The 22219-nt window shown below is 47.7% G+C and carries 21 protein-coding genes, 2 tRNA genes, 1 other RNA gene and 2 pseudogenes; 7 read left to right on the forward strand and 19 right to left on the reverse strand.

All coding sequences use genetic code 11. The features are described 5' to 3' along the window. The 5 genes from QF669_08480 to QF669_08500 all read right to left on the reverse strand — a co-directional run. On the reverse strand, positions 1-488 hold a 488-nt coding region (locus tag QF669_08480), incomplete at its 3' end, for a hypothetical protein (protein MDP6457468.1). Next, complete coding sequence (locus QF669_08485; protein ID MDP6457469.1) at positions 488-940, reverse strand: DUF5706 domain-containing protein; 453 nt, start codon at positions 938-940, stop codon at positions 488-490. The genes QF669_08485 and QF669_08480, both read right to left, overlap by 1 nt. A 124-nt stretch (positions 941-1064) precedes the next feature. Next, a complete protein-coding gene (locus tag QF669_08490) occupies positions 1065-2729 on the reverse strand; it encodes a lamin tail domain-containing protein (protein ID MDP6457470.1) in 1665 nt (554 codons plus the stop codon). A gap of 162 nt (positions 2730-2891) precedes the next feature. Continuing rightward, the gene (locus QF669_08495; protein ID MDP6457471.1) at positions 2892-3335 is read right to left on the reverse strand and encodes a helix-turn-helix transcriptional regulator; all 444 of its coding nucleotides are present in this window, start codon (positions 3333-3335) and stop codon (positions 2892-2894) included. 55 nt (positions 3336-3390) lie between these two features. Beyond that, the gene (locus tag QF669_08500) at positions 3391-3825 is read right to left on the reverse strand and encodes an arsenate reductase ArsC (protein ID MDP6457472.1); all 435 of its coding nucleotides are present in this window, start codon (positions 3823-3825) and stop codon (positions 3391-3393) included. 233 nt (positions 3826-4058) lie between these two features. Between QF669_08500 and QF669_08505 the strand changes: the two genes are divergently transcribed. Next, positions 4059-4454: a Rieske (2Fe-2S) protein gene (locus QF669_08505; protein MDP6457473.1), complete on the forward strand. Its 396-nt coding sequence runs from the start codon at positions 4059-4061 to the stop codon at positions 4452-4454. A 28-nt stretch (positions 4455-4482) separates the two neighbouring features. Here QF669_08505 and QF669_08510 read toward each other — a convergent pair whose 3' ends face one another. Further along, positions 4483-4791 (reverse strand): arsenate reductase ArsC, encoded by a 309-nt coding sequence (locus QF669_08510; GenBank protein MDP6457474.1) that lies wholly within the window; start codon positions 4789-4791, stop codon positions 4483-4485. A gap of 132 nt (positions 4792-4923) precedes the next feature. Between QF669_08510 and QF669_08515 the strand changes: the two genes are divergently transcribed. From QF669_08515 to QF669_08530, 4 genes and pseudogenes are all read left to right on the forward strand, one after another. After that, positions 4924-5289 carry a transcriptional repressor gene (locus QF669_08515; GenBank protein ID MDP6457475.1) on the forward strand — a complete coding sequence of 122 codons (366 nt, stop codon included), beginning with the start codon at positions 4924-4926 and terminating at the stop codon, positions 5287-5289. 16 nt (positions 5290-5305) lie between these two features. After that, positions 5306-5929, forward strand: coding sequence for a peroxiredoxin (locus QF669_08520; GenBank protein ID MDP6457476.1), 624 nt, complete (start codon positions 5306-5308; stop codon positions 5927-5929). A 184-nt stretch (positions 5930-6113) separates the two neighbouring features. Next, positions 6114-6272, forward strand: a pseudogene (locus QF669_08525) (ZIP family metal transporter). A gap of 17 nt (positions 6273-6289) precedes the next feature. After that, entirely contained in the window at positions 6290-6685 is a 396-nt protein-coding gene (locus tag QF669_08530; GenBank protein MDP6457477.1) for a secondary thiamine-phosphate synthase enzyme YjbQ, read from the forward strand. Positions 6686-6688: 3 nt separating this feature from the next. Here QF669_08530 and mazG read toward each other — a convergent pair whose 3' ends face one another. The 10 genes from mazG to QF669_08580 form a co-directional block, all read right to left on the reverse strand. Continuing rightward, on the reverse strand, positions 6689-7462 hold the full coding sequence (mazG, locus tag QF669_08535) for a nucleoside triphosphate pyrophosphohydrolase (protein ID MDP6457478.1): 774 nt from the start codon (positions 7460-7462) through the stop codon (positions 6689-6691). Beyond that, positions 7449-8714: a hemolysin family protein gene (locus QF669_08540; GenBank protein ID MDP6457479.1), complete on the reverse strand. Its 1266-nt coding sequence runs from the start codon at positions 8712-8714 to the stop codon at positions 7449-7451. The genes mazG and QF669_08540 overlap by 14 nt, the downstream gene beginning before the upstream one ends. Further along, entirely contained in the window at positions 8711-9151 is a 441-nt protein-coding gene (gene ybeY / locus QF669_08545) for an rRNA maturation RNase YbeY (protein ID MDP6457480.1), read from the reverse strand. Before ybeY ends, QF669_08540 begins: the two co-directional genes overlap by 4 nt. Then, positions 9148-11484 (reverse strand): HDIG domain-containing protein, encoded by a 2337-nt coding sequence (locus QF669_08550; GenBank protein MDP6457481.1) that lies wholly within the window; start codon positions 11482-11484, stop codon positions 9148-9150. Before QF669_08550 ends, ybeY begins: the two co-directional genes overlap by 4 nt. A gap of 14 nt (positions 11485-11498) precedes the next feature. After that, positions 11499-12668, reverse strand: a complete 1170-nt coding sequence (locus QF669_08555; GenBank protein ID MDP6457482.1) for an acyl-CoA dehydrogenase family protein — start codon at positions 12666-12668, stop codon at positions 11499-11501. Positions 12669-12761: 93 nt separating this feature from the next. After that, complete coding sequence (locus QF669_08560; protein MDP6457483.1) at positions 12762-13760, reverse strand: beta-ketoacyl-ACP synthase III; 999 nt, start codon at positions 13758-13760, stop codon at positions 12762-12764. Then, positions 13757-15469 carry a single-stranded-DNA-specific exonuclease RecJ gene (gene recJ, locus QF669_08565; protein ID MDP6457484.1) on the reverse strand — a complete coding sequence of 571 codons (1713 nt, stop codon included), beginning with the start codon at positions 15467-15469 and terminating at the stop codon, positions 13757-13759. The genes QF669_08560 and recJ overlap by 4 nt, the downstream gene beginning before the upstream one ends. 10 nt (positions 15470-15479) lie before the next feature. Then, positions 15480-15880: RNase P RNA component class A (rnpB, locus tag QF669_08570), an RNA gene on the reverse strand. A gap of 43 nt (positions 15881-15923) precedes the next feature. Further along, entirely contained in the window at positions 15924-16628 is a 705-nt protein-coding gene (locus tag QF669_08575; protein MDP6457485.1) for a C4-type zinc ribbon domain-containing protein, read from the reverse strand. 247 nt (positions 16629-16875) lie between these two features. Further along, positions 16876-16949: transfer RNA gene (locus QF669_08580), tRNA-Val, on the reverse strand. 124 nt (positions 16950-17073) lie between these two features. On the opposite strand from QF669_08580, the pseudogene QF669_08585 reads away from it, so the two are divergent. Next, positions 17074-17346 (forward strand): annotated as a pseudogene (locus QF669_08585) (DUF971 domain-containing protein). A 14-nt stretch (positions 17347-17360) separates the two neighbouring features. Here QF669_08585 and QF669_08590 read toward each other — a convergent pair. From QF669_08590 to QF669_08600, 3 genes are all read right to left on the reverse strand, one after another. Further along, complete coding sequence (locus QF669_08590) at positions 17361-17957, reverse strand: hypothetical protein (protein MDP6457486.1); 597 nt, start codon at positions 17955-17957, stop codon at positions 17361-17363. Positions 17958-18066: 109 nt separating this feature from the next. Further along, positions 18067-18606: a YqgE/AlgH family protein gene (locus QF669_08595; protein MDP6457487.1), complete on the reverse strand. Its 540-nt coding sequence runs from the start codon at positions 18604-18606 to the stop codon at positions 18067-18069. Positions 18607-18720: 114 nt separating this feature from the next. After that, positions 18721-18792 (reverse strand) — tRNA-Ile (locus QF669_08600). 442 nt (positions 18793-19234) lie between these two features. Between QF669_08600 and QF669_08605 the strand changes: the two genes are divergently transcribed. Continuing rightward, positions 19235-22051 (forward strand): TonB-dependent receptor, encoded by a 2817-nt coding sequence (locus QF669_08605; protein ID MDP6457488.1) that lies wholly within the window; start codon positions 19235-19237, stop codon positions 22049-22051. The last annotated feature ends 168 nt before the right edge of the window (positions 22052-22219 follow it).

Here is a 22219-nt window from a genome sequence, read left to right on the forward strand (position 1 = left end):
CGGCCATTCCGTGTCAACGCGAGGTAGAACTGTTGCGAGCCGTCAGTACCGGGGAGAACCGTGAGGGAAACGAAGTCGTCCCGCTCATCAATTCTAACGGATTTATCAAATGAATCACCGATTGTGATCGGATTCTTATTCACCATACGGTAGATATTGCCATTGTTTGTCAAGACAGCAAATCCCATGATGGGTGGAGCGATACCGAAGCTGAACGACACTACGGCTACAATTTTTTCTTCATGTGAACTGTTTTCCTTGAGGGTAGCAAGGCTCGACCTCAGTTCGATCAACAGTTCAGAAGGGATAGATTTACCGGATGGACCGGGAGGTCCCGCAGGTCCCTGTTCACCGGGAGGTCCTTGCTTGCCTGCCGGTCCGGACTCGCCCTGAGGTCCCGGCGGACCAAGTTCGCCTTGCTGTACCTGCGGAGTACAGCTCATAAAATTGATGAAGGCGATGAGTGTCAGAAAGCGTGCTTTGTGCACTACGAGGCTGGGAAAAGATAGGGGAGTGCTCGGGCCCAGGCCATCGACATAATGATCAATAGTTCAGAGAGTATGGCGACGACAAAAAAGAGAATCGCCCGTTTCAGAGCCAAATTTTTGTAGTTATTGATCTGGCCAAGCGAATAGACTTGGGCGGCGAACATTTTGTAGGTTTGTTTTGCGTCATCGCCGACTCTCATAAGATCTTCAGCATAGGCCTCCGCCGACTGGTACTGGCTGATTCCGCCAAAGAACATTGGACTCATTCCTTCCGTCCCTGAGTGAGGTTTGTCTTTCCTGATCCTCGGTACGATAACCAGAATAAGGTTTACAATGGCGATGAGGGCTGCTATGAAATAGATGATTACCATGACGAACTTGAACCAGTCCAGCTGTACCTTGAGAAAATGGACAATGAAGAAAACCATGAACACGCCAAGAATCGACAGCATAGTAAACGCTTTCTGGTCAGTCCTTTGGAGGATTTGCTGCTCGCTGGACAGAACCTTGAACAGTGTAGAGAAATTTTGCTCTTTCATGGGGTGTGAATATAGAAGTCCTGTATGGGAAATGCAATCACCGTAATGGCTCGGCTAGCACCATTGTCTTTACCCATTCCGCGTTTCTGCGCGAATTCGCCTCGACCGCACTCACCTTAAGAATATAGATCCCTATTCTCGCCCGTTCACCGCTGTCAGTCAGACCGTCCCAATTGAGAGTGCCCTGTGAACCGCTGGCGAGATTGTTCGCCAGCATACGGACGGAACGTCCCAGTCTGTCGAAGATAAGAATGGAAACATTTGCCTGTGTGAAGGGGAGGTGATATGAAATGTACAGAAGGTCATCGTGACCGTCTCCATCTGGCGAGAAGGGATTGGGTTCCAGAAGCACTGAGCCGGTGGCTGGAAGTGATTCCAGGAAGATACTGTTCTGAACGCCGGCGGTCATTTTACCTTCGGCGACACAGGTTCCCCAGTTCGACCGGACTGACGAGTCGAGCGTCGGATTCAGCTTCTCCACCGATCGATACCCTGCGCCGCCCCACTCAGGCGTGTAGATGAGGGAGTCGGCCACCGCTGCCGCGGGATCAAACAGGTAAATGGCGTCGCCGCTGTTATTAAGACTTGGGAAGCCGTCGGGAGAGAAAAGAGTGTTTGCATCGGGTGGTAAAGCCCAATTCACCATTGAATCTTCCGTCAGCACCGCATATCCCTCAGACGGGAGGGAGTATTGCGGCATGAGCCGAATCTTGCTCGTGTCGGCGTCAGAAAAGCCCCACCCGGCCAAGTCAATAACGTTGTCCGAAAGGTTGACTATCTCTATGAACTCCGGCACATCAGAACCGGGAGCATAATGGAACTCGTTCAGCGTCAATACTCTCTTATTGTATCGCACGATAATTTCGTGTTCCACCGCGTCATTTCCCCGGTTGCCGTCACTTTCGGTTTCAGCAACTATCTGCAGCGTGTGAATACCGGAAGTGAGGGGAGGCAGCGTCATGCGCAGTTCAATAGAATCGGCGTCGGCTATTTCTTCAAACGGCGACGCTGTTAGATGCTCACCCATTTCGATAACCGAAACGGTACCGCTTATCGGTTGCATTCCTTCATTATAGACTGGGATGGACAGGAGAATCTCTTCATCCGGAAAGGGGAAGAGGGGATTGTGAGTAACAGTTGCCGAATCGAGCGTCACGTCGATATCAGGTGGTGTGACACTATTGAGATATCCCGGCGATCCGAGGGAATCGATGCTGATGGTCCAGTTGCTGGCTACGCTCGGGCGATCGAACCGTTTCCTTTCCAGTGAATAACCGGGGCGAAAAATGTCTGCCCAGCCTTGGCTGTCCACTGTGTCGTTGCTGGCGCTGATGAGAAAGAGCGAATCTGAAGAACTCAATTGATTGCCAATACTGTTGTCGTCAACCTTGAGTACGAGTACTGTGTCCGGGATGATTCCTTGGTACAGTCCGCCTTCCATTTCGTAATCGCCTTCCAGAATTACCGCATACGAGCCGGGCAGAAGAAGCATTCCCGTGCCTGCATCTGTCAGTTCATCCTGAGACGATCTATCGCTGATGGTCCATCCGGCCAAATCGATACTCTCGCTGAGGGATGAATTGAAAATCTCCACGAACTCGTTTGGGCTGTCGGTGCCGTCGAGGTCGAACATGATTTCTGAGATGAGAATCTGACCGCCGAGTGGAACAGATAGAAGGAAAAGCGTCACTGACTGTTTCATAGTTATGGTTGGCGAGAACATATCGAGATGTATTGAGCTCGCTGCTGTCTAAGACTACATGTGCTGCGCAAGCCCTTGACTGAAGAAAGAGGTTAAGTGTAAAACCTCCTCCTTTTTCATGGCACTAAATGAAGTTAGAGATCAGTCTGACGACACGTAATCTTAACTCTGAATGTTTGCGAGGCGTTCCTTTACTTCTTTCAGTCCCATATCCCGTAAGATCGCGAAAGCTTCGCGTTTCTCTCCTCGCGGCGTACTTTTTCCTCTCTCCCAGTTGCTCACCGTGATTGTGGTCACCCCAACCAGCTGACCCAGCTGTTTCTGAGACAGCTTCAACCGTTTGCGATGAGATTTGACGGAATCGGCGCTGATACGGACTCTGGCCGCCGGTTTTTCTTGTGAAAGCTCAGGGCTGATCTTTCCTTCGTCCCGGCGATCCATTTTGGTGGCAAGAGCACTATGTAAGTCAGCTATTTCCTTTCTCTGCTGCCGGAGCTGTCTCTTCAAGTCTTGCACAGATCCGGACAGACCGGCAGCCATTTTCTTAGCCTCTTTGCGCGCCAATCGGCTGATCTCACTCTTAAGTACTGTTCCTACATCGGGCATGGCATTATCTCCTTTTAGTTTGATCTGATTGATAAGTTGACTTTATCATCGAATGCTAGCTAGCAGCAGCCGAGTGTTGCTTCTGGACGACTATAAATTCATCGATCTTCTCTTTTAGGGTGTTTCTGGTTTTGCGGTAGCTGTCCAGGTTTTCGTATGCCGTATTCCAGCTGCCAAACGGGTCTTCGATACTCCAGTGAATCCTCTTCACATCTCCCGGGAAAGTGGGGCAGATCTGCTGTGCATCATCACACACCGAAATAACGATGTCTATGCCTTCTTCCAGATAGTCGTCCACATGATCTGAAGTCTGACTGGAGATATCTATACCCCACTCCTGCATCACCTCAATACTGCACGGATGAACGCGGCTCGGATAAGTTCCTGCACTAAAAACCTGAAAACGGTCGCCAGCGAGATGGCGTAAGAGGCCTTCCGCTATTTGTGAACGACATGAATTTCCAGTACAAAGAAAAAGAACCTTATTCATTTTCAGAAAGAAGCTACAACAGATAGTTTTTATAATTCCAGTTTTATTTTGATTCATCAGTTGTTCTTGTAGAGTTCGCAGTTGAGAGAAAGAGACAGTGAGAGCTAAGGGGGATAGTTGTTTTGGTTCATGTAATCAAAATGCGATAAACTTCTTATTATCGTCTATTACCTCCTGTACCCTGAATGAAGAAGGACTCAGACTCGGAACGATGTTCCTTATTGAAGTGGCTCATGAGTTTCGGCGTTCTCATCTGGCTCAACTCTGTTCTGTATCCTGTCGGTCGCTACATCGTCCCGCCGAAGATTCCGGAGGCCAATATTTCATCTCTCCAGATCGGAACTGTAGCTGATTTTGAAGTGAGCACGGGGTCTATCTTTCAATTTGGTCGTATCCCGGGTATTATTGTGAGAGTCAAAGAGGATGAATATATAGCCTTCAGCGCCACCTGCAGTCACCTCAGCTGTATTGTGCAGTATCGTGAAGATCTCAATCAGATCTGGTGTGCCTGCCACAACGGAATTTTTGACCTTTCTGGCAAGAATGTGAGTGGACCTCCCCCGAAACCTCTTGATGAGTTTGACGTCCACGTGAGAGGTGATGAAGTGTGGGTATCGAAGAAGGCGTAAGAGATGAAAGTGTCACTGACTGATTGGATCAATTATCGCTATCAGACAAGCGCATTTGTAGACTTCTTGAAGAAGAAAAAAGTACCCTACGGTAAAGGGTGGTACTGGCAATATTTCGGAGGGATACATCAAGGTAATCATCCACGAGGTCAGAGGTGTGATGTGAAATATCGATACCCCATTCGGCCATCACTTTTATGCCGGCAGGGTTAACCCGCGTGGGGTGAGTGCCGGCGCTGAAAACCTCAAGCCGGTCCCCGGCCAGATCTCTCAAAATACCTTCTGCCATTTGGGATCGGCAAGAGTTTCCCGTGCAAAGAAATAGCACCTTCTTCATCATATATCTCAAACAAATTTCCTTGGTAAGATGAATGAATGTCAACATGAATAATCTATGTGACCTAAATTAATAATAGTAACTATTACTATTTATGTTGTTTCACCTTTCATTTCTATTTAAACTGTTTTCATGCGATACAGCCATCAGAGAGAGACAATCCGTGAAATTGTGAAAAGTACAGACTCGCATCCAACAGCTGATTGGATTTTTCACAAGGCAAAAAGAAAGATTCCCAATATCAGTCTAGGAACGGTCTATCGGAATCTTAAACATCTAGCAGCAGCAGGTTTTCTGCGGGTAATCTGTGATGATAATAGTACACGCTATGATTGGAATAAGACACCCCATGACCATTTAAAATGCTCTATTTGTGGGGATTTCATTGATGTCCATTTACTGGATGACGGGATTCGCAAGACTGTAAAAAAGAATTATAAATTTGAAGTAGATGATGTAGAAATGATCATCATTGGAACATGTAATAAACACGAATAAAAAAGGAGAATGAATAATGAGTGTACTCGTAGGAAAAGAAGCACCGGATTTTTCCACCCAAGCTGTTTTGGCTGATAATACGATTGTTGGCGATTACAACTTTACCAAGGCTCGTGATGGGAAATATGCTGTTGTGTTCTTTTATCCATTGGATTTTACCTTTGTCTGTCCTTCCGAATTGATCGCCATGGATCATCGTACGGATAAACTCACCGAACTCGGTGTTGAAGTTGTCGGTATTTCAATTGATTCACACCATACCCATCATGCATGGCGGAATACGGAAATAAATAAAGGTGGTGTAGGACAATTAAAATATACCCTGGCTGCTGATATGGATCATTCTATTGCCCAGTCTTACGGAATTCAATCAGATGGTGGTGATTCCTATTATCCTGCCGGGGTGGCCATGCGTGCCACTTTTGTGATTGATCAAAATGGAATCGTTCGACATCAAATCGTCAATGATGAACCCTTGGGCCGCAATATGGATGAAGTTGTTCGGATTGTTGAGGCACTTCAGTTTTTCGAAGCGAACGGACAGGTCTGTGCAGCCGGTTGGCAAAAAGGTGACGATGGTATGGTGAATACAGCTGAAGGTGTTGCTGCATACCTAAGTGAAAACGCCGACAAATTGTAAGCACGTCCAGCTTATATTCAATGGTGGAATTGCCATCATTAAATGCTGACATAGATGAGTGGCCATCAGGTGGCTTCTTATTGCTAGGTTGGACCTCTCCTGGGTGGTGCTGAGGCGACAGTAGCTTACGATTCTCGCCTTAGGACGAAAAAATATCAGGATCTATCTCTGAGAATTAACTGTCATGGAATGGTTTAAAAGTCTAGAACCTCTGACGCAGACGTTTCTTGCGAGCCTGTTTACGTGGGGTATGACGGCACTGGGAGCTACATCAGTATTCCTATTCAAAGAGATGAACCGTCGAGTCCTCGATGGGATGCTCGGCTTCGCTATCATGATGGCACTCGATGTGGGGCTCGGATGATTACACTTTCTGTCGCCACGCATCAGAGAATTGACTTTGTTGATATCACCAGTCAGGTCCGGGAAGAAGTGAACAAGAGCAGGGTGGAAGACGGGATGGTTGTTATCTACGTCCCTCATACAACCTGCGGCGTCACCATCAACGAGAGCGCCGATCCCGACGTAGCGGAAGACATTAAGATGCAACTGACCAAACTGGTGCCCCATAAGGGGGGCTACCATCATCTGGAAGGTAACGCCGACAGCCACATCAAGACGAGTATGATTGGCTCATCTGAGACTGTTTTCATAGAAAACGGGAAGCTCGTTTTGGGGACGTGGCAGGGGATTTTCCTGTGTGACTTTGACGGTCCCCGGACAAGAAAAGTTTATATCAAGATTGTTGAGGGGTAGACGCTAAGTACTCTTTTTCTGGCTGTTCCAGATCTTATCCATCTCAGTTAAATCAGTTTCTTCCAGTTTTTTCCCTCGTCGTCTTAACTCTTTCTCCACCGCCTGAAACCGTTTAGTGAATTTCTGATTTCCTTTTCTCAGAGCGTCCTCAGCTGAGATGTCGAGGAATCGACACAGGTTGACGAGAGCAAAAAAGAGATCGCCTACTTCTTCTTCCATATGCTTTATCGCTCCAGCTGATTCTGCATTTTTCAACTCTTCCATCTCTTCGTGCACCTTGTTCCACACCTGGTCCGTCTCTTCCCAGTCAAAGCCAACGTAGGCGGCCTTTTGCTGTAATCGCTGAGCTCTGATGAGGGCAGGGAGTGTGACGGGGACACCATCCAACCTCGATTCGCGCCCCTTCTCTTCCTGCTTGGCCGCTTCCCAGTTCTGCTTGGCGTTGAAGGCGCCGTCAGCCTCCTTGTCGCCGAAGACGTGGGGGTGTCTATTGACGAGTTTTTCATTGATACCACTGATGACCCGTTGCAGAGTGAACTCGTCGTTCTGCTCTGCAATATTTGCCTGGAAGACGACATGCAGTAGAATATCGCCCAATTCTTCGGCGAGCGTATGCCAGTCCTTCTGGTCAACGGTCTCTATCACTTCGTAGGCTTCCTCAAGGAAGAACGGTAGTAGGGAAGCGTGCGTCTGTTCTTTATCCCACGGACAACCGTCCTCTCCCCGCAGTTTTTCCACAATGGTTACAAGCTCATCGAATTCCTTATTCTTGCTCATCTTCCTCCTCTATTCTGGACACCAAAACTTTAACAATACGATTTTCTGACAAATTTCTAATCTCGAATCGGAACCCTTGGTACTCCGTTTGACTTGCGGCAGAAGGTATATCGCCGAAATGGTCCAGCAGAAATCCGCCAAGGGTATCATATTCCCGGTCGTCAGGGAATGAGACCGGAATAACATCTTCCAGATCGTTGATTGGAATTTTTGCTTCCACCAGCCACTGATGGGTACCGGTTTTGGTTACAAGTGGCACCTCTTGATCAAATTCGTCCCGGATTTCACCCACCACTTCCTCTACAATATCCTCTAGCGTGGCCAGCCCTGCGGTGCCTCCGTATTCGTCCACCACTATGGCGATGGTCTGCCGCTGCCGCTGAAAGTCTCGCAGCAGTTCATCAATCTGCTTCGACTCCGGAACAAAGAAGGGCTCCCGGCTGATGCCCGACAGCTCCTTGCTGTTCCTCTGTCCATTCAGATAGGGCAGCATATCCTTGGCATAGAGAATTCCTTCTATTCTGTCCAGTGATTCATCGTAAACGGGAAACTTGGAGAATCTCGACTGACGAATGACTTTCAGTGCGTCGTTAAGGGAAGTCCGTTTCTCCATCGCCACAATATCTGTCCGCGGCACCATGATTTCCCGCACGGCTGTCTCCCCGTAGTCGAATACAGACTTAATCATTTCACTCTCATGATGTTTCAGGGTACCCCTGTCGGCGCCGAGATCTGCCAGTGTTCTCAGCTCTTCCTCAGAGTCAAACAACTCTTCTTTTCTCCAGCGCATCAGTTTGCTCACAACGTACGTTAGGCTGTAGAGCAGGTGGGCGATAGGATAGAGTATGATACTGATAATCCTGACAGGTGCCGCCACGCGAATGCTGAACTGTTCCGAATTGCGGATGGCCAGAATCTTCGGTGTAATCTCGCTTACGAGCAGTATAGTGACGCTGACAATGATCGATTCCAACAGGAGTAGTAGCGCGATGTTGGCGCCGGCCTTCGTGGCGATATCAGCGGTGATAAGGGCTGCAAAAAATGCCATGGACGTATTGACAAGGGTATTCCCCGTCAAGATTGTTATCAGCAGGCGTCGCGGCTGATGCAGAAGTCTGAGTATTCTTTTGTGCTGTTTGGAATCGGTCAGGTGTGATTTTTTAAGTGAAAAGAAGGCCGCTTCGGCGCCGGAAAAAAAGGCCGATAGCATCAACATAAGAATGAAGATTCCGACTTCGAGAAGAATAGTCACGAAAGGAACCTGTCAACCGAAAACTGTGAAAGATACCTGTTCTCGAACTCTCTCATTTCGGTCTTTCTCTCGTCTGTATCGTCATTGTATCCCAACAGGTGAAGTGCTCCGTGGCAGATGAGTCGTCCCAGTTCATTGGCTAGTGAAACGCCGAAGATGCCCGCGTTCTCTGCCGCTCTTTCCACACTGATGTAAATTTCTCCTTCAAACTGTTCGTCCGGGGACGCGTCCAGCCTGAAAGCGATCACATCGGTGTACTCGTCTTTGTGGAAGAACTGTCGCTTGAGGGAGTGAAGCATTCCATCACCGCCGAAAATAACGGTAACATCGCCCAGCTGAACACCGCCATCTGCAAGAATGGATGTTACCAGGTCTGAGACGGTTTCAGCATCGGGAGAGAGGTCCGTGTTTACTACCTCTGTTTTGACGCTGGTCATTGACCGTCTGATTTCGAAGAGGAAACTGTCTGGCCGGGGTATTCTATTCTGAGGTGGTAAATGCCTCTGATAACTGGGAGCATGCCGTCCACACCGCGGACGTCCCCTTTAATCTTAGCGAGGTCTTTCATGGTGAGGGGACACTCATCCAGCTGACCTTCTTTGAGCTTCTCCTCAGTGATCTTGTCCACCATGGCTTCGATCTTATTCAGATCAGGATTCTTCAGCGAACGTGTTGCTGCTTCCACCGATTCGCAAATCATCAGGATGCCCGTCTCTCTGGTGTTTGGTCTGGGGCCTGAATAACGAAAGTCAGTCTCGTTTACCGTTGTAGAATCTTTTTCGGCCTGTTTGAGAGCTTTCTGGTAGAAATATTCCATCCGTGAGGTGCCGTGGTGCATGGGAATAAAGTCGCTCACTGCAGAAGGGAGGCTGTATTCTTTGGAAAGCTTTAGACCCTCCTTGACGTGACTGGCGATGATACGGGCTGAGAGGGAGGGGGAAATTTCGTCATGCCGGTTTACACCGCTGAACTGATTTTCAATATAGTACTCAGGTCTTGACAATTTACCGATATCGTGATAGTAAGCGCCAACGCGGCAAAGAAGTGCATTTGCGCCCACGGCAGCCGCACACGACTCCGCCAGGTTTCCTACCACCACGGAGTGGTTGAAAGTGCCGTTTGCCTCTTGTGACAATTTCTTGAGCAGCGGATGGTTGAAGTCTGTTAATTCAAGCAGCGTCAGATCAGATGTGACATCGAATAATATCTCAAAAAGAGCACTGAGGCCGTATGTGATAAACGGCGCCAGAATTCCACTGATGAGAATAAAGAGGATATCATTACCCGTGGTAGTCCAGTCGATCCGCTTCAGAATACCGAGGGCCAGGAGAGCTACAATACCGGCGCTGACAATATAGAGAATAGCTGAGAACAGTTGGGCCCTCGTACGCAGTTTGCGCACAGCAAGAATAGCACTCATAGTGGTAAATAGTGAGACGACAGCATAATCGAGTTTACTACCGATAAGGAACGCCACGAGGACGGCGAGACTGACGGAAAACATTGCGGCGATCCGGCCGTCGAACAGTACGGTAAGGACCATAGCGGCAACTGTGAACGGAATAAGATACTCTGAAAATCCGAAGGTGATAACGAACAGGTAAGATACGCCCACCATTATCAAGAACATAAGCGAGAAAAGTAACAGGATTTTTATATCTTCGAACAGTTCAAGGCGATAGGTTCCTAGAAATACCAGAAAAAAGGAGAGAATGATGCCCACCAGAAGGAAGCGTCCAATCCACGGCAGGATAACCGCTATCCCTTTCTGAGTCTTCTCTCTTTTATCGATTTCAGATTGATATGATTTCAACTTTAGCAGGATTTCCGGTGTCACACGCGTGTTAGCATCCACAATACGCTCATTTTCCATAACGATACCCTGGTAGCGTGGAACTTTTGCTGTGGCAAGCTGCTGACGGCGTTCTGTCTCCTCTCTGTTGAAGACGACATTCGGTGACATGAATTCCACAATAATTTTATAGCCGATCTCCCTGAGAATATTTTCCTCTTCGGGATAAATATCTGTTATTTCTACGCGAGCTTTGGTCCACGCCTGTTCAAGATCGTTACAATCATTGATCTCCATCAATTCCGAAACGTCGCCGGAGACAATTGCAACCTGGGCACTTTTGATCTCAGTTTTATTGATGTCGAGGATTCCCTCGGCCCACCGGTTGCGGCAGATATTGATGAGGTATTCCTCGAATTCATCCAGATTGATTTCTGTGGCGTCCGGTTGCCTTAATTCTATAAACGCTTCCCACTCCGGCTCTGTCACATCAAACTGATACTCACTGCGAAAGTCTTCCTCGATGGTTGCCAGAGCGGCACTATCTGTTGAGACTCTTGTCTTAGCTTCTTCATATTCTTCGCCGTACCGTTTTTCCCACAACCTCTGCCGTGTCTCTTGCAAGGTTTTCCTTCCTCGCGAAAGATCTTTGATAGATCTTATAAAGGCGCTCATTTCCGCAATTTGTTCTTCAACAATCTCCTTTTTCCTTTCGAAGCGGAAAGGTTCATTAAAGAAGGCTTCTTCAATATCGGCCTTTAGATCTTCATCTTTCTTTAGAATTGGGAAGTTAAACTCAGCGACAATCTCCTCTCTGGTGATGTCTCCTGATTGGTAGTTGTACTCCAGCGATTTACCCCCCTTAAAGAACAGTGACAGTAGGAGGGTCAGTCCGCCGAATATGAGTATTCGGTTAATGATTGCCTGCCGGTTGGGGTCTTTCTTTTCAGTCTGCTCTTTGTTCTTGCGTAAAGGCATAGGGAAGAATGTGCTCAGGCTGCGGAGGTCCCCTTATCTATCGATTTGAGAATTTCACGCAAGATGACGAGCCTTTGAACCTCACTGGTCCCTTCGCCGATGGTGAGCACTTTGGCATCCCTGAAGTAACGTTCTACCGGATAGTCCTTGATATAGCCGTAACCGCCAAAAACCTGGATCGCCTCTGTAGTAGTCCGCACAGCTGTTTCAGAGGCAAAGAGTTTGGCCATGGCAGCTTCTTTGATGGTGTTTTCTCCTCTGTCGTATCTTTTCGCGGCCTGGTAGACGAGCAGCTTTGCGGCCTCAATATCTGTGGCCATATTCGCCAGCTTAAAACCTACCGACTGGAACTTATGTATCTGTTTGCCAAAAGCTTCTCTCTCATGAGAGTATTTCAGGGCCGCTTCATAGGCACCCTCAGCCGTTCCTACCGATAACGCACCGACAGAAATGCGCCCCCCGGTCAGTGTTTTCAGGAATGTTTTAAATCCCTCTTTGGGAGATCCGAGAAGATTGTCTTTGGCAATACGCAGGTCCTCGAAGAAAAGCTGTCGCGTATCAGAAGCTTTCCACCCCATCTTCTTTTCGGCAGGACCTATCCTGAGACCCGGATTATCAGTTTCGATAATGAACGCGCCGATCCCTTTCTGCTCACCATCCTCAATTACAACGGCCGTTATGGTGAGGATTCCCGCAACACCGGCATTAGTTGTGAAAATCTTGCCACCGTTGATTACCCATTCGTTCCCGTGGAGAACTGCCGTTGTCTTGGTTGCACCGGCATCGCTTCCCGCTTCGGGTTCAGTCAGCCCGAAGGCACCAATTGTTTCACCTGAAGCGAGAGGGGGCAGGTATTTCTTCTTCTGTTCTTCATTTCCTACAAGCAGGATCGGTGTTGTGCCGAGAGAAGTGTGGGCTGCTATGGTAATGGCTGTTGAGGCGCAAACCTTCCCCATCTCGTACACTGCAGTGGCGTAGGCGACGTGATCCATCCCGGCACCACCGTACTGTTCAGGAATGGGAATGCCCATGAGACCGAGATCGACCATCTTGGTCACAATTTCCTCCGGAAAGCGGGAATCGCGGTCGAGCTCTTCGGCGACCGGAGCTACTTCATTGGCTGCGAAATCACGCACCATATCTCTCAGCATTATCTGTTCCTCTGTCAGGAAAAGGTCGTTCATCTCACTGGTATCTTTAACTTTTCGAACGTGAATTCTTTGTATATTAATTTAGGGGTGGCGGAGCAAGGTCACAAATTTATCCGCTCAAGAGGGTCACCAGCGAATGGCGGCGGATGCCCAGGTGAATCCTGACCCGAATGCCGCCAGAATGACAATATCGCCCGACGAAATCTTGCCATCAGCATATGCTTCAGACATAGCGATGGGGATGGAAGCTGCCGTCGTGTTACCGTACTTGTGGATGTTGCTGTAGACTCTGTCCATCCCTACGCCAAGTCGCTTTGCCACAGCCTGACTGATGCGGTAGTTGGCCTGATGAGGGATAATCAGAGCCACGTCGTTCAGAGTGAGACCGTTGTGATCGAGCGCTTCATGAATGACTTCCGGGAAGCGGACAACGGCGTTTTTAAAAACTTCACGGCCGTTCATGTAGGGGACGTGAAGATCTTTATCGATCAACTCTTTGCTGTTGAACGGGTTATACTTGCTTCCGGGAGCTGGCAGCCACAAATCCTTCAGATGTGAGCCGTCGGAGTGGAGGTGAGTTGAGAGTACTCCAGCATCGTCATGGCTGGGCTGAAGAACAACTGCTCCAGCGCCGTCTCCGAAGAGAACAGCCAGATCACGGTGTTCCGTATCGAGTTTGAGGGCAACACTCTGGACCTCAGCACCGATTAGCAAGACATTATCGTGCATCTCGGTGCGGATGAATTGGTCAGCGATGCTCAAACCGTAAATAAATCCGGAGCACGCGGCGCGAACATCAAATGCCCCTATATGTTGCATACCCATCTTTTCCTGTACCATTACGGCACTGCCTGGCATGAAGTAATCTGATGAAATAGTTGCGAATACGATCAGATCGATATCATCGGGAGTGACGCCGGCCATCTCCAGTGCGATCTCCGCTGCCTGAACGCCCAGGTCCGATGCACCCGTCTCTTCGTCGCTTCTCACATGATGTCTTTCCTTAACTCCCGACCGTTCCGTGATCCATTGGTCTGAAGTGTCCATCAGTTTTTCGAGATCGGCGTTCGTCACTACATTTTCCGGTACAGCGTGTCCGATCCCAGTAATGTGTGATTGTCTCATGATTGATTAACTCCGGTTGGTTTAATGTCTCTCACATTCAGTTGAATAGTTTTTCTTCCTTGCCACTCATTTTCCTCAACAACGTATACAAGATCGACAGGATTACCGGTAATAAGATGCTGGTAGTGCTCGGCAAGATTGAAGCCGATGGCATCGTAAGATATTCCATTCTGCCGCGCGGTGAACTTGAGATGATTTCCTTTTCCTACCAGTTTGGGAGTTCCACTGACTTTCACCTCAGTGGAAACAAAAGCCGGCCTCATATTCCCGGGGCCGTAAGGAGAAAGTTTCCGAATGAAATCCATGAATCTTTTATCTATTACATTTAACGACATTTCACCGTCAATGTCAAGTCTGTTCACCAGATCATCGTATGACAGCGTACTGTCAGCTATTTTACGAAATTCTTCCCGGAACGGTTCAAGATTTGCTGCTGATATAGTAAGCCCGGCCGCCATAGGGTGGCCGCCGAAACCGATGAGATGTCGAGCACATCTGGCCAGATTCTGGTACAGGTCGAAACCGCGAATGCTGCGCGCAGATCCCTTCCCCTCATCACCGTCCACGCTGATAATGACCGTCGGTCGACAGAATTCCTCTTTGATTCTGGATGCGACGATGCCGATAATTCCGGAATGCCACCCCTCTTTCCATAACACAATCGCTTTGTCGTTTTCCAGATCTACTTCGTTATTTACCATGAGGATAGCTTCATCGACGATGGTCTGCTGAACGGCCTGTCGTGACCGGTTCTCGTTGTCCAGTGCTCGCGCCAGCTGGGTCGCTTCGAAAAAATCCTCCGTGATGAGCAGCCGTACAGCACGGTTGGCGTCACCCATTCTTCCGGCGGCGTTGATGCGCGGTGCTACCCAGAACAGCAGTCGCCCGACCGTGAGTTCCTTATCAATCAGGTTACTTGTCTCCAGCAAGGCCTTGAGACCCGGGTTGTCCGTCTCCTTGAGCTGCTTAAGCCCGTGATAGGTGATGATTCTGTTTTCGTCTGTTAAAGGGACGATATCCGCTGCGGTGCCCAGCGTGATCAGATCGAGATGCTGATAAGCAACGAAGGGATCCTCATCCAGCACTTCAGCCACTGCCGAAGCCAGCTTGAATGCTACGCCGCCTCCACACAGCCCTTTGAACGGGTATTCGCAGTCGTGCTGTCTTGGATTGAGAATGGCAAAGGCGTCCGGCAGCCGCGGATCCGGTGTATGGTGATCAGTGATGATGACTTCAATATTATGACCCTTAGCATAGTCTACCTCGTCCACCGCATTAATACCGCAATCGCAAGTAATAATCAGAGTTGCTCCTTTCTCAGCAGCGTGGTCTATACCAGTCTTTGAGAGACCGTAGCCCTCATTTTCACGATCGGGAATGTATACAGATACATCCGCTCCCAGTGTCTTCAGGGTCAGAGCGAGCATGGACGAACCGGTTATACCGTCAACATCGTAGTCGCCGAAGATCATGATTGGTTTCCGGTTTTCCATATGATAAGCGACATTTTCGGCCGCTGTATTCATGTTGAGCATACCGAATGGGTCGTGCAAGTCATCGAGGGACGGATCGAAAAACGGTTTTGAATCGGTCAGGGAATTGATTCCCCGGTTGGCCATGACTTTCGCAATGATCTCAGGTGCGTTAAACTCCTTCTGGAGTCTTTGAACGGTTTGCTGATCAGGGGATTTAATGTTCCAGATTGACATGAAAAGAAATAATCAGAGTTGGTCTGTAAGCCGAATTCTGTACCCCGACATCTATGATGTCGGGACGGTGATCATTCATCTGGTTCCGGCCTCGCGGTCGGGATCACGCAACCTACCCGAGAGTCGTAGTGAGGCGGGCTACCTCATGCTCTTCTATTTGATCTTGCACCGGATGGGGTTTACCGAGCTCCCGACGTTGCCGTCGGAACTGGTGGTCTCTTACACCACCGTTTCACCTTTACCCCGATCCGCCGGCAGGCGGATCGGGGTAGTCTACTTTCTGTTGCACTTTCCATGCTCCCCAACTTCCGTTGGTGAACTCCTCCCGTTAGGAGGCATCCTGCCCTGCGGTGTTCGGACTTTCCTCCCCGACATCGCTGACGATATCGAGGCGATCACCCGACCAACTCTGATTTCAAAAAGCGTTAATTAATTCTTAACCGAAAACAGCCAGTTAGTTCCCGGACCAGAAGAGCATGCGCTGACAGGAATTGCATTGAGTTACCCCCTCGCTTCTCCTGATTTCAACAATAGATTGCGATGTGAGGTGGGCGTGACAGCCGCCACACGAGTGGTTGGTGACTGGGACAACAGCTACGCCATTTCTTGCTTGTCGGACACGATCATAAAGCCTCATGTGGCGCATGTCGATATTCGGTAAGATTCCGGTACGTTTGACAGTGAGAGTCTTGTATTCTTTTTCCGTGCTTTGAATTGTCTTTTCCAGTTCCGCTTTCTGCTTTACCAGCTCGGTTGCCGTCTCCTCGTTCTGGGTCTTGTCCAGCTTTAACTGCTCTTCCAGTCCGTCGTGCTCTTCACTCAGTTCAAGTTCCCTTAATTCTTCGTCATCAATCTCTTTCTTCAGGTGGTCGATCTCTGCCATCAGGGCGTCGTACTCCCGGTTGGTCTTGACCAGATAGAGCTGATCCTGCAGCTTTTCTACTTTGGTCTTCCTGTCTGATTCCATCCCCTGAATCTTTCTGATTTCGAGGTCGATTTCCGTCAGTCTCTCTTCACTCCTCTGGATAGAAGCGGCAAGATGATCAATTCTCGCTATCATTTCTTCAACTTTCCTCGGAAGATTACCCTTCAGTTGTTCGAGCTCCATCAGAGCAGAATCAACCTCTTGAAGTTTGATCAGTTCACTAAGAACTCCCATCACCTCTCCTCAATCGTAAAAAAAATGCACCTGAATGGTGCATCAGATAACAGCTTACTTTGAGGGGCTTGGAAGCGAGCCATGATCCAAGTCCTCTCATGGGTTACCGCCTACAACCCCCAACTACAGGGTTTTTCCCGCGGCGTGCCGCTCTATGGGTGGGCATCGGAGTGACTGTTCTCTCTAAGTTCACTTTCATTGTCAGGTTCGGTCCCGACTTGACTCGTCGGCACGGCCTTCCTTTCAGTGGGTTCGGCAGGACTTGAACCTGCGGCCTTTGCGATGTGAGCGCAACGCTCTGACCAACTGAGCTACGAACCCAATCCCTAATTCAATCTTGCGGGAGCGGGCAATGCTTGGCGAATTTAAAAGAATCCTATGGTCGAAACAAGGAGCTGAACGCATTAATTCTCTCTCCCTTGACACATTTGAGATCGTCAACGATATGCTCATCATCAGATGGTCAGATGGGCGGGAAAGCTACATCCAGCCGGCGGCTCTGAGGGACACCTGTCCGTGTGCCGAATGCAGTGGTGAAACAGATGCGCTGGGTAATGTCTATATGGGTTACGGCAGACCAAAATGAGAGGAGGGGTACCGGCTGTCGGAAGTGCGAACCGTGAGGCATTATGCATTGCAACCGTTCTGGCGTGATGGTCACAGTATAGGAATTTACCGATTTGAGCTACTGGGGAAGCTCGGTAATGATGATGTTTAAAGAAAGCTACCGGCTCAGCGGGGTCTCGGATCGGCTGACGCGTAGCGGTAGCTGACGAGAATCTTGTTCATTTCCGGAAAGACGCTCCAGTCCTGGGGTTCGTAGATGATATGTATCCAGCGGTCATCCGGAAATGACCACGTAGCCGTTACAAAATCTTCCTGTCTAAACCTGCTTGCAAGATCTGTCGTTTCCAGAAATTCCTCTTTTCCGTATTCTTGGCGCAGTTTTCTCAGCAGCAGATTCAACCACCTGCGGTGATTATCCAGGTTGTCGCTGTCCGACTTTTGCAGGTCCCATCTTAAGATATAAACCTCATCGATCTGAAAGACGCCTCTTTCAGGTGTCAGGAAGAAACGTAGTTTACTACTCTTAATTTTCACCGATTTTAAGCCGCTAAATTCAACGAGTGTATAACCTTGTCTGCTGATTTCATAAGCCGGGGGATTCTCGAAACGTTTGTTGATCCTTTCCATCACCTGTTGCCTGTTCATCCCGAATTCCACTCCATGTACTCCGGTCAGTGAGTGGATAAAATCTGAACTGCCCTCTTGTTGCTGCGGAAAGATTGAACCGCTGACAAGGATGGCAAAGGTGATGAGACGTATCACGGCTGAGGGTGCACGAGGATTACGTGACTGACTGTTAGTGTGGTTGTATATCGTTGTTAAGAACATCGGCGGGTGGAAGCAACCGTTTTGGACGAGTCACACTCTTTGCTCAATCGAATGCACCGTGGCCAATGGTCAGTGGATCGAGTCCCATTTCACTGAGGACGCTATCCCACAGTCCCTCAGGCTGATCAGTAAACACCAGTTCCGGAATGACGGGATTGAGAAGCCAGTTTCCGAGAGCAATCTCCGCTTCGAGCTGACCGGATGCCCATCCCGCATAACCGATGAAACAGCGGAAGGTGATGCTTTCACTCTGAGTGATGGTTAGTAAGCTTTCAAGACTCTTGCTCATCGCCAGACTGTCAGTAACCCGTTTAGTATCGGGACCCTGATACACTTCGTCGTGAACAACAATGGCCGCTGACGGATCAACAGGTCCTCCCAGGAAGAGACGGTCGTTCCCGCGGCGGCTTGTCTTCAGATTCTTGTTGAGCTCAGATACCGTGTGGTCAGTCGGTTGGTTCAAGACTATGCCGGTACTGCCCTGATTGCTGTTGTCAATAATCAGAACGATGCTTTTGGCGAAGAAGGGACCTACCAGTTGCGGTACCGCCACCAGGAAATGGTTTGACAGAGTCGAACTCACAGTGTTGTAAACATACGGTAGATTGAGTCAAATAGAAACTGAGAATTACATCTGAAAGTCCGAAGAGACGGGAATGCCAGGGAAACTGAAAAGAGAGAATTTAAAATGAGAGCGTGGGCCCACCAGGATTCGAACCTGGAACCGACGGATTATGAGTCCGGCGCTCTACCGTTGAGCTATGGGCCCTAAAGCTGATTGAATTTAGAGCGAACTTCTCTTAAACATAAGGACAAAACAACAACGCTTCACATCAGGCTAGATTCATAAGAATGGTTATCATCCTAACACAAATCTACTAATATGCTTGCTTCACTCTAACATAGGATTTGTTAATCGCGATGTTGAAAATGATTGAGGAAGGTGAAATCGAGATGATTCGCAGCTAACATTAAGATCTTATTCAGTACTTATGGAAATAATCAGGGATCTAAAATGCGAGGGAATCCTCGGTTGCACTGCAATTCTCTTCGTATCAATATTGCTCTAAAAAATAGTTGCAAAATTGATTAGAGATAGACAATTTATAGCACTTAATTAAGTGAGTAGGAGTAGGGTTCAATTACAGAAAGTACTTTACTTCGGTCGAGTAAAATCGCAATCAATTATCATCATTAGGAGAATACAAATCATGGATAAATTACGAACTTACCTGCCACTCTTCGTCCTGATTCTGATACCGATCGGTCTGGTTGCTCAAGGGAGTGTTTCCGGTACGGTTACAGATGCTGAGACAGGTGGACCACTTGCTGGTGCAAATGTCGTTGTTGATGGTACAGATTTAGGCGCAGCCGCCGATGCCAGCGGCTCGTACCTGATCGAGAATGTACCCGCTGGATCCTATACTGTAACTGCATCAGTGATCGGTTACACATCTTCTAGCGAATCCGTTACAGTTGGTGCTGGTACCGCTGTGGTGAATTTCTCTTTATCCCCTGCTGTTCTGCAAATGTCCGGGCTAGAGGTTTTGGCATCACGAGCAGGAGAAAACACTCCTGTCGCATTTTCAAATGTTAGTAAAGCCGATATGGAATTCCGTCTTGGATCTCAAGATATTCCATTAGCTTTAAATGCAACTCCTAGCGTATATGCTACAGCCCAAGGTGGTGGTGCAGGAGATGCCCGTATAAACGTTCGTGGGTTTAATCAACGGAATGTTGCTGTTATGATTAATGGTGTACCTCAAAATGATATGGAAAATGGATGGGTATATTGGTCTAACTGGGACGGGGTTGGTGATGTAACCTCATCTATTCAGATGCAAAGAGGCCTCAGCGCTGTAAACCTTGCTGCACCATCTATTGGTGGTACAATGAATGTGATTACTGATCCTACAGCGATGGAGGCTGGCGGAATGTTCAAACAAGAACTGGGTGCAGGTAATTTCTTAAAAACAACAGCAAACTTAAGCTCAGGTTTATTAAATAATACGTACGCATTTAGCGCTACGGTTGTTAGAAAAACTGGCGAAGGTGTAATTGATAAACAATGGACAGATGCCTGGGCGTATTATCTTGGTGCAAGCTATGCTGTAAATGAAAACAATCGCTTGGAATTATACGCGATTGGTGCTCCACAGCGTCATGGTCAAAATCTATGGAAGCAAAATGCTGCGGCTTATAGCCATGATTTTGCAAAAGATGAATTGGGCTATTCTCAAGCTGCTCTAGATGCATTTGCTGAAGCTAGTTCCCATGATCTTCAACCTGGCGCCGAAAGTGGCAGATTCTATAGCCAAAATTGGGCAAAGGTTAGCGATTCTTATACAGGACAACAGTATTATGATATGTATGGTGCGAAAACAAAAGATCGTCATGACCCTAACTTTATTAATGAACGTGAAAATTATTTTCATAAACCACTAGTAAACTTGAATCATTTCATGACTATTAATGACCAAATGAGACTATCCTCTGTTTTTTACTGGTCTGGTGGTTCTGGTGGTGGCTCAGGTACTCATAGAAATAACGATGGCTTCATATGGGATTATTCTGGCCCTTCTCGTGTTTTCGATCTAGATGCAACAATTGCTATGAACCAGAGTGCTGAGACTAGAAAAGGCGAAGAAAAAGGTCTTGGTGAGTCAGATGCAATACTCAGAAATAGTATTAATAGACAAGATACATATGGCCTTATCTCTAAACTTAATTATGATTTGAATGATGAGACTACTCTTGAAGTTGGCGTTGACTGGAGAACTGCTGAAATCGAGCATGCCCGTGAAGTACGTGACTTATTAGGTGGTGATTATTTTGTTGAGACTCATGATGAGAACCGTCCGGATGGATATCAAGCAGGACTAGGTGATATTATTGTCTATCATAATACAAATACCGTGGATTGGCTTGGATTTTTTGCTCAAGGTAATTATACAAAAGATGCGTTAAGCGCTTATGGTATGGCTGGATTTTCTTCAATTACTTACACGCACCAGAATTTCTTTCTTGCTGGTAAACCAAAGTTTGAAGCATCTCCAATTTCTGCGATGCAGTTCAAGGCTGGTGTTATGTATGACCTAGGAGGTGCAATGTCAATGTTGAATGCAATTCCTGTCATAGGTAAAGTTAGTGATCAAGCTAAGCTTTATGTGAATGTTGGGAATGTAGAAAAAGTGCCTATTCTTGATAATGTTATTGATGATAACAATGGAACAATATCCACGGATCCTCTTAATGAAACGTTTACTAGCTTAGAAGCAGGTTTAAAGTTCAGATCTAATGATGGTTCCATGTGGGGAAATGTAAATTTTTACAATACTCAATGGAAGGATCGTAATCAGGTTAAATATGTTGCATCAGGTTCAAGTGATGGTGCTGACGCAATGGTTTTCTTAACAGGTGTTGACCAAAGCCACCAAGGCGTGGAATTAGAAGCTAATGCGCAATTTAACGATATGTTTAGCCTTATGGGTGCAATATCATTTGGAAAATGGGAACATGATGGTGATGCAAGTGGTACCTATAAGAATTATGACACTGGTGAACAAGCTAAATATGACTATGCGCTTGACGGACTAAGGATTGGCGACCAACCTCAATGGAGTGTGGTTTTAGGTCCAACGTTAACTCCTATGGAGGGAGCTAAAATACAAGCATTGTGGGGCAAATATGCTCGTCATTTTGCTGAATGGGGTCCTTCTGACCGTGAGTATGATGGTACAGATGCTGATGCAGATAGAGCTCAATCGTGGGAAACTCCTTCATACACTAAACTTGATCTACATGCATATTATGATCTTCCTTTCAGCTTTGATGCTGGCGGAAAAACTGTTGGCCTGCAAGCTTTCCTACATGTATTCAATGCACTAGATGCGGTTTATGTTCAGGATGCTGTTGATAACAGCGGTTACAATGGTTATCATGATGATGGCGATCATGATGCATCTAGCGCAGAAGTTTTCTTAGCTCATCCCAGATATTTCAACGCTGGTATAATATTTCGTTTCTAAAATCAAATAACACTTTAGCAAGTGCTAATAAAAAAGCCCCGCTTCGGTGGGGCTTTCTTGTTATTGTGGAAGCCTGTCAGATCGATAAGACTTTAGGCAGTGATTACAGAGTGAAATGCATTCTCGCTATCGTAAGATCTGAGCGGTATCATTGTCCGCAAGCTACGA

The organism is Candidatus Neomarinimicrobiota bacterium, assembly GCA_030743815.1.
Classification (GTDB): Bacteria; Fidelibacterota; Marinisomatia; order Marinisomatales; family S15-B10; genus UBA2146.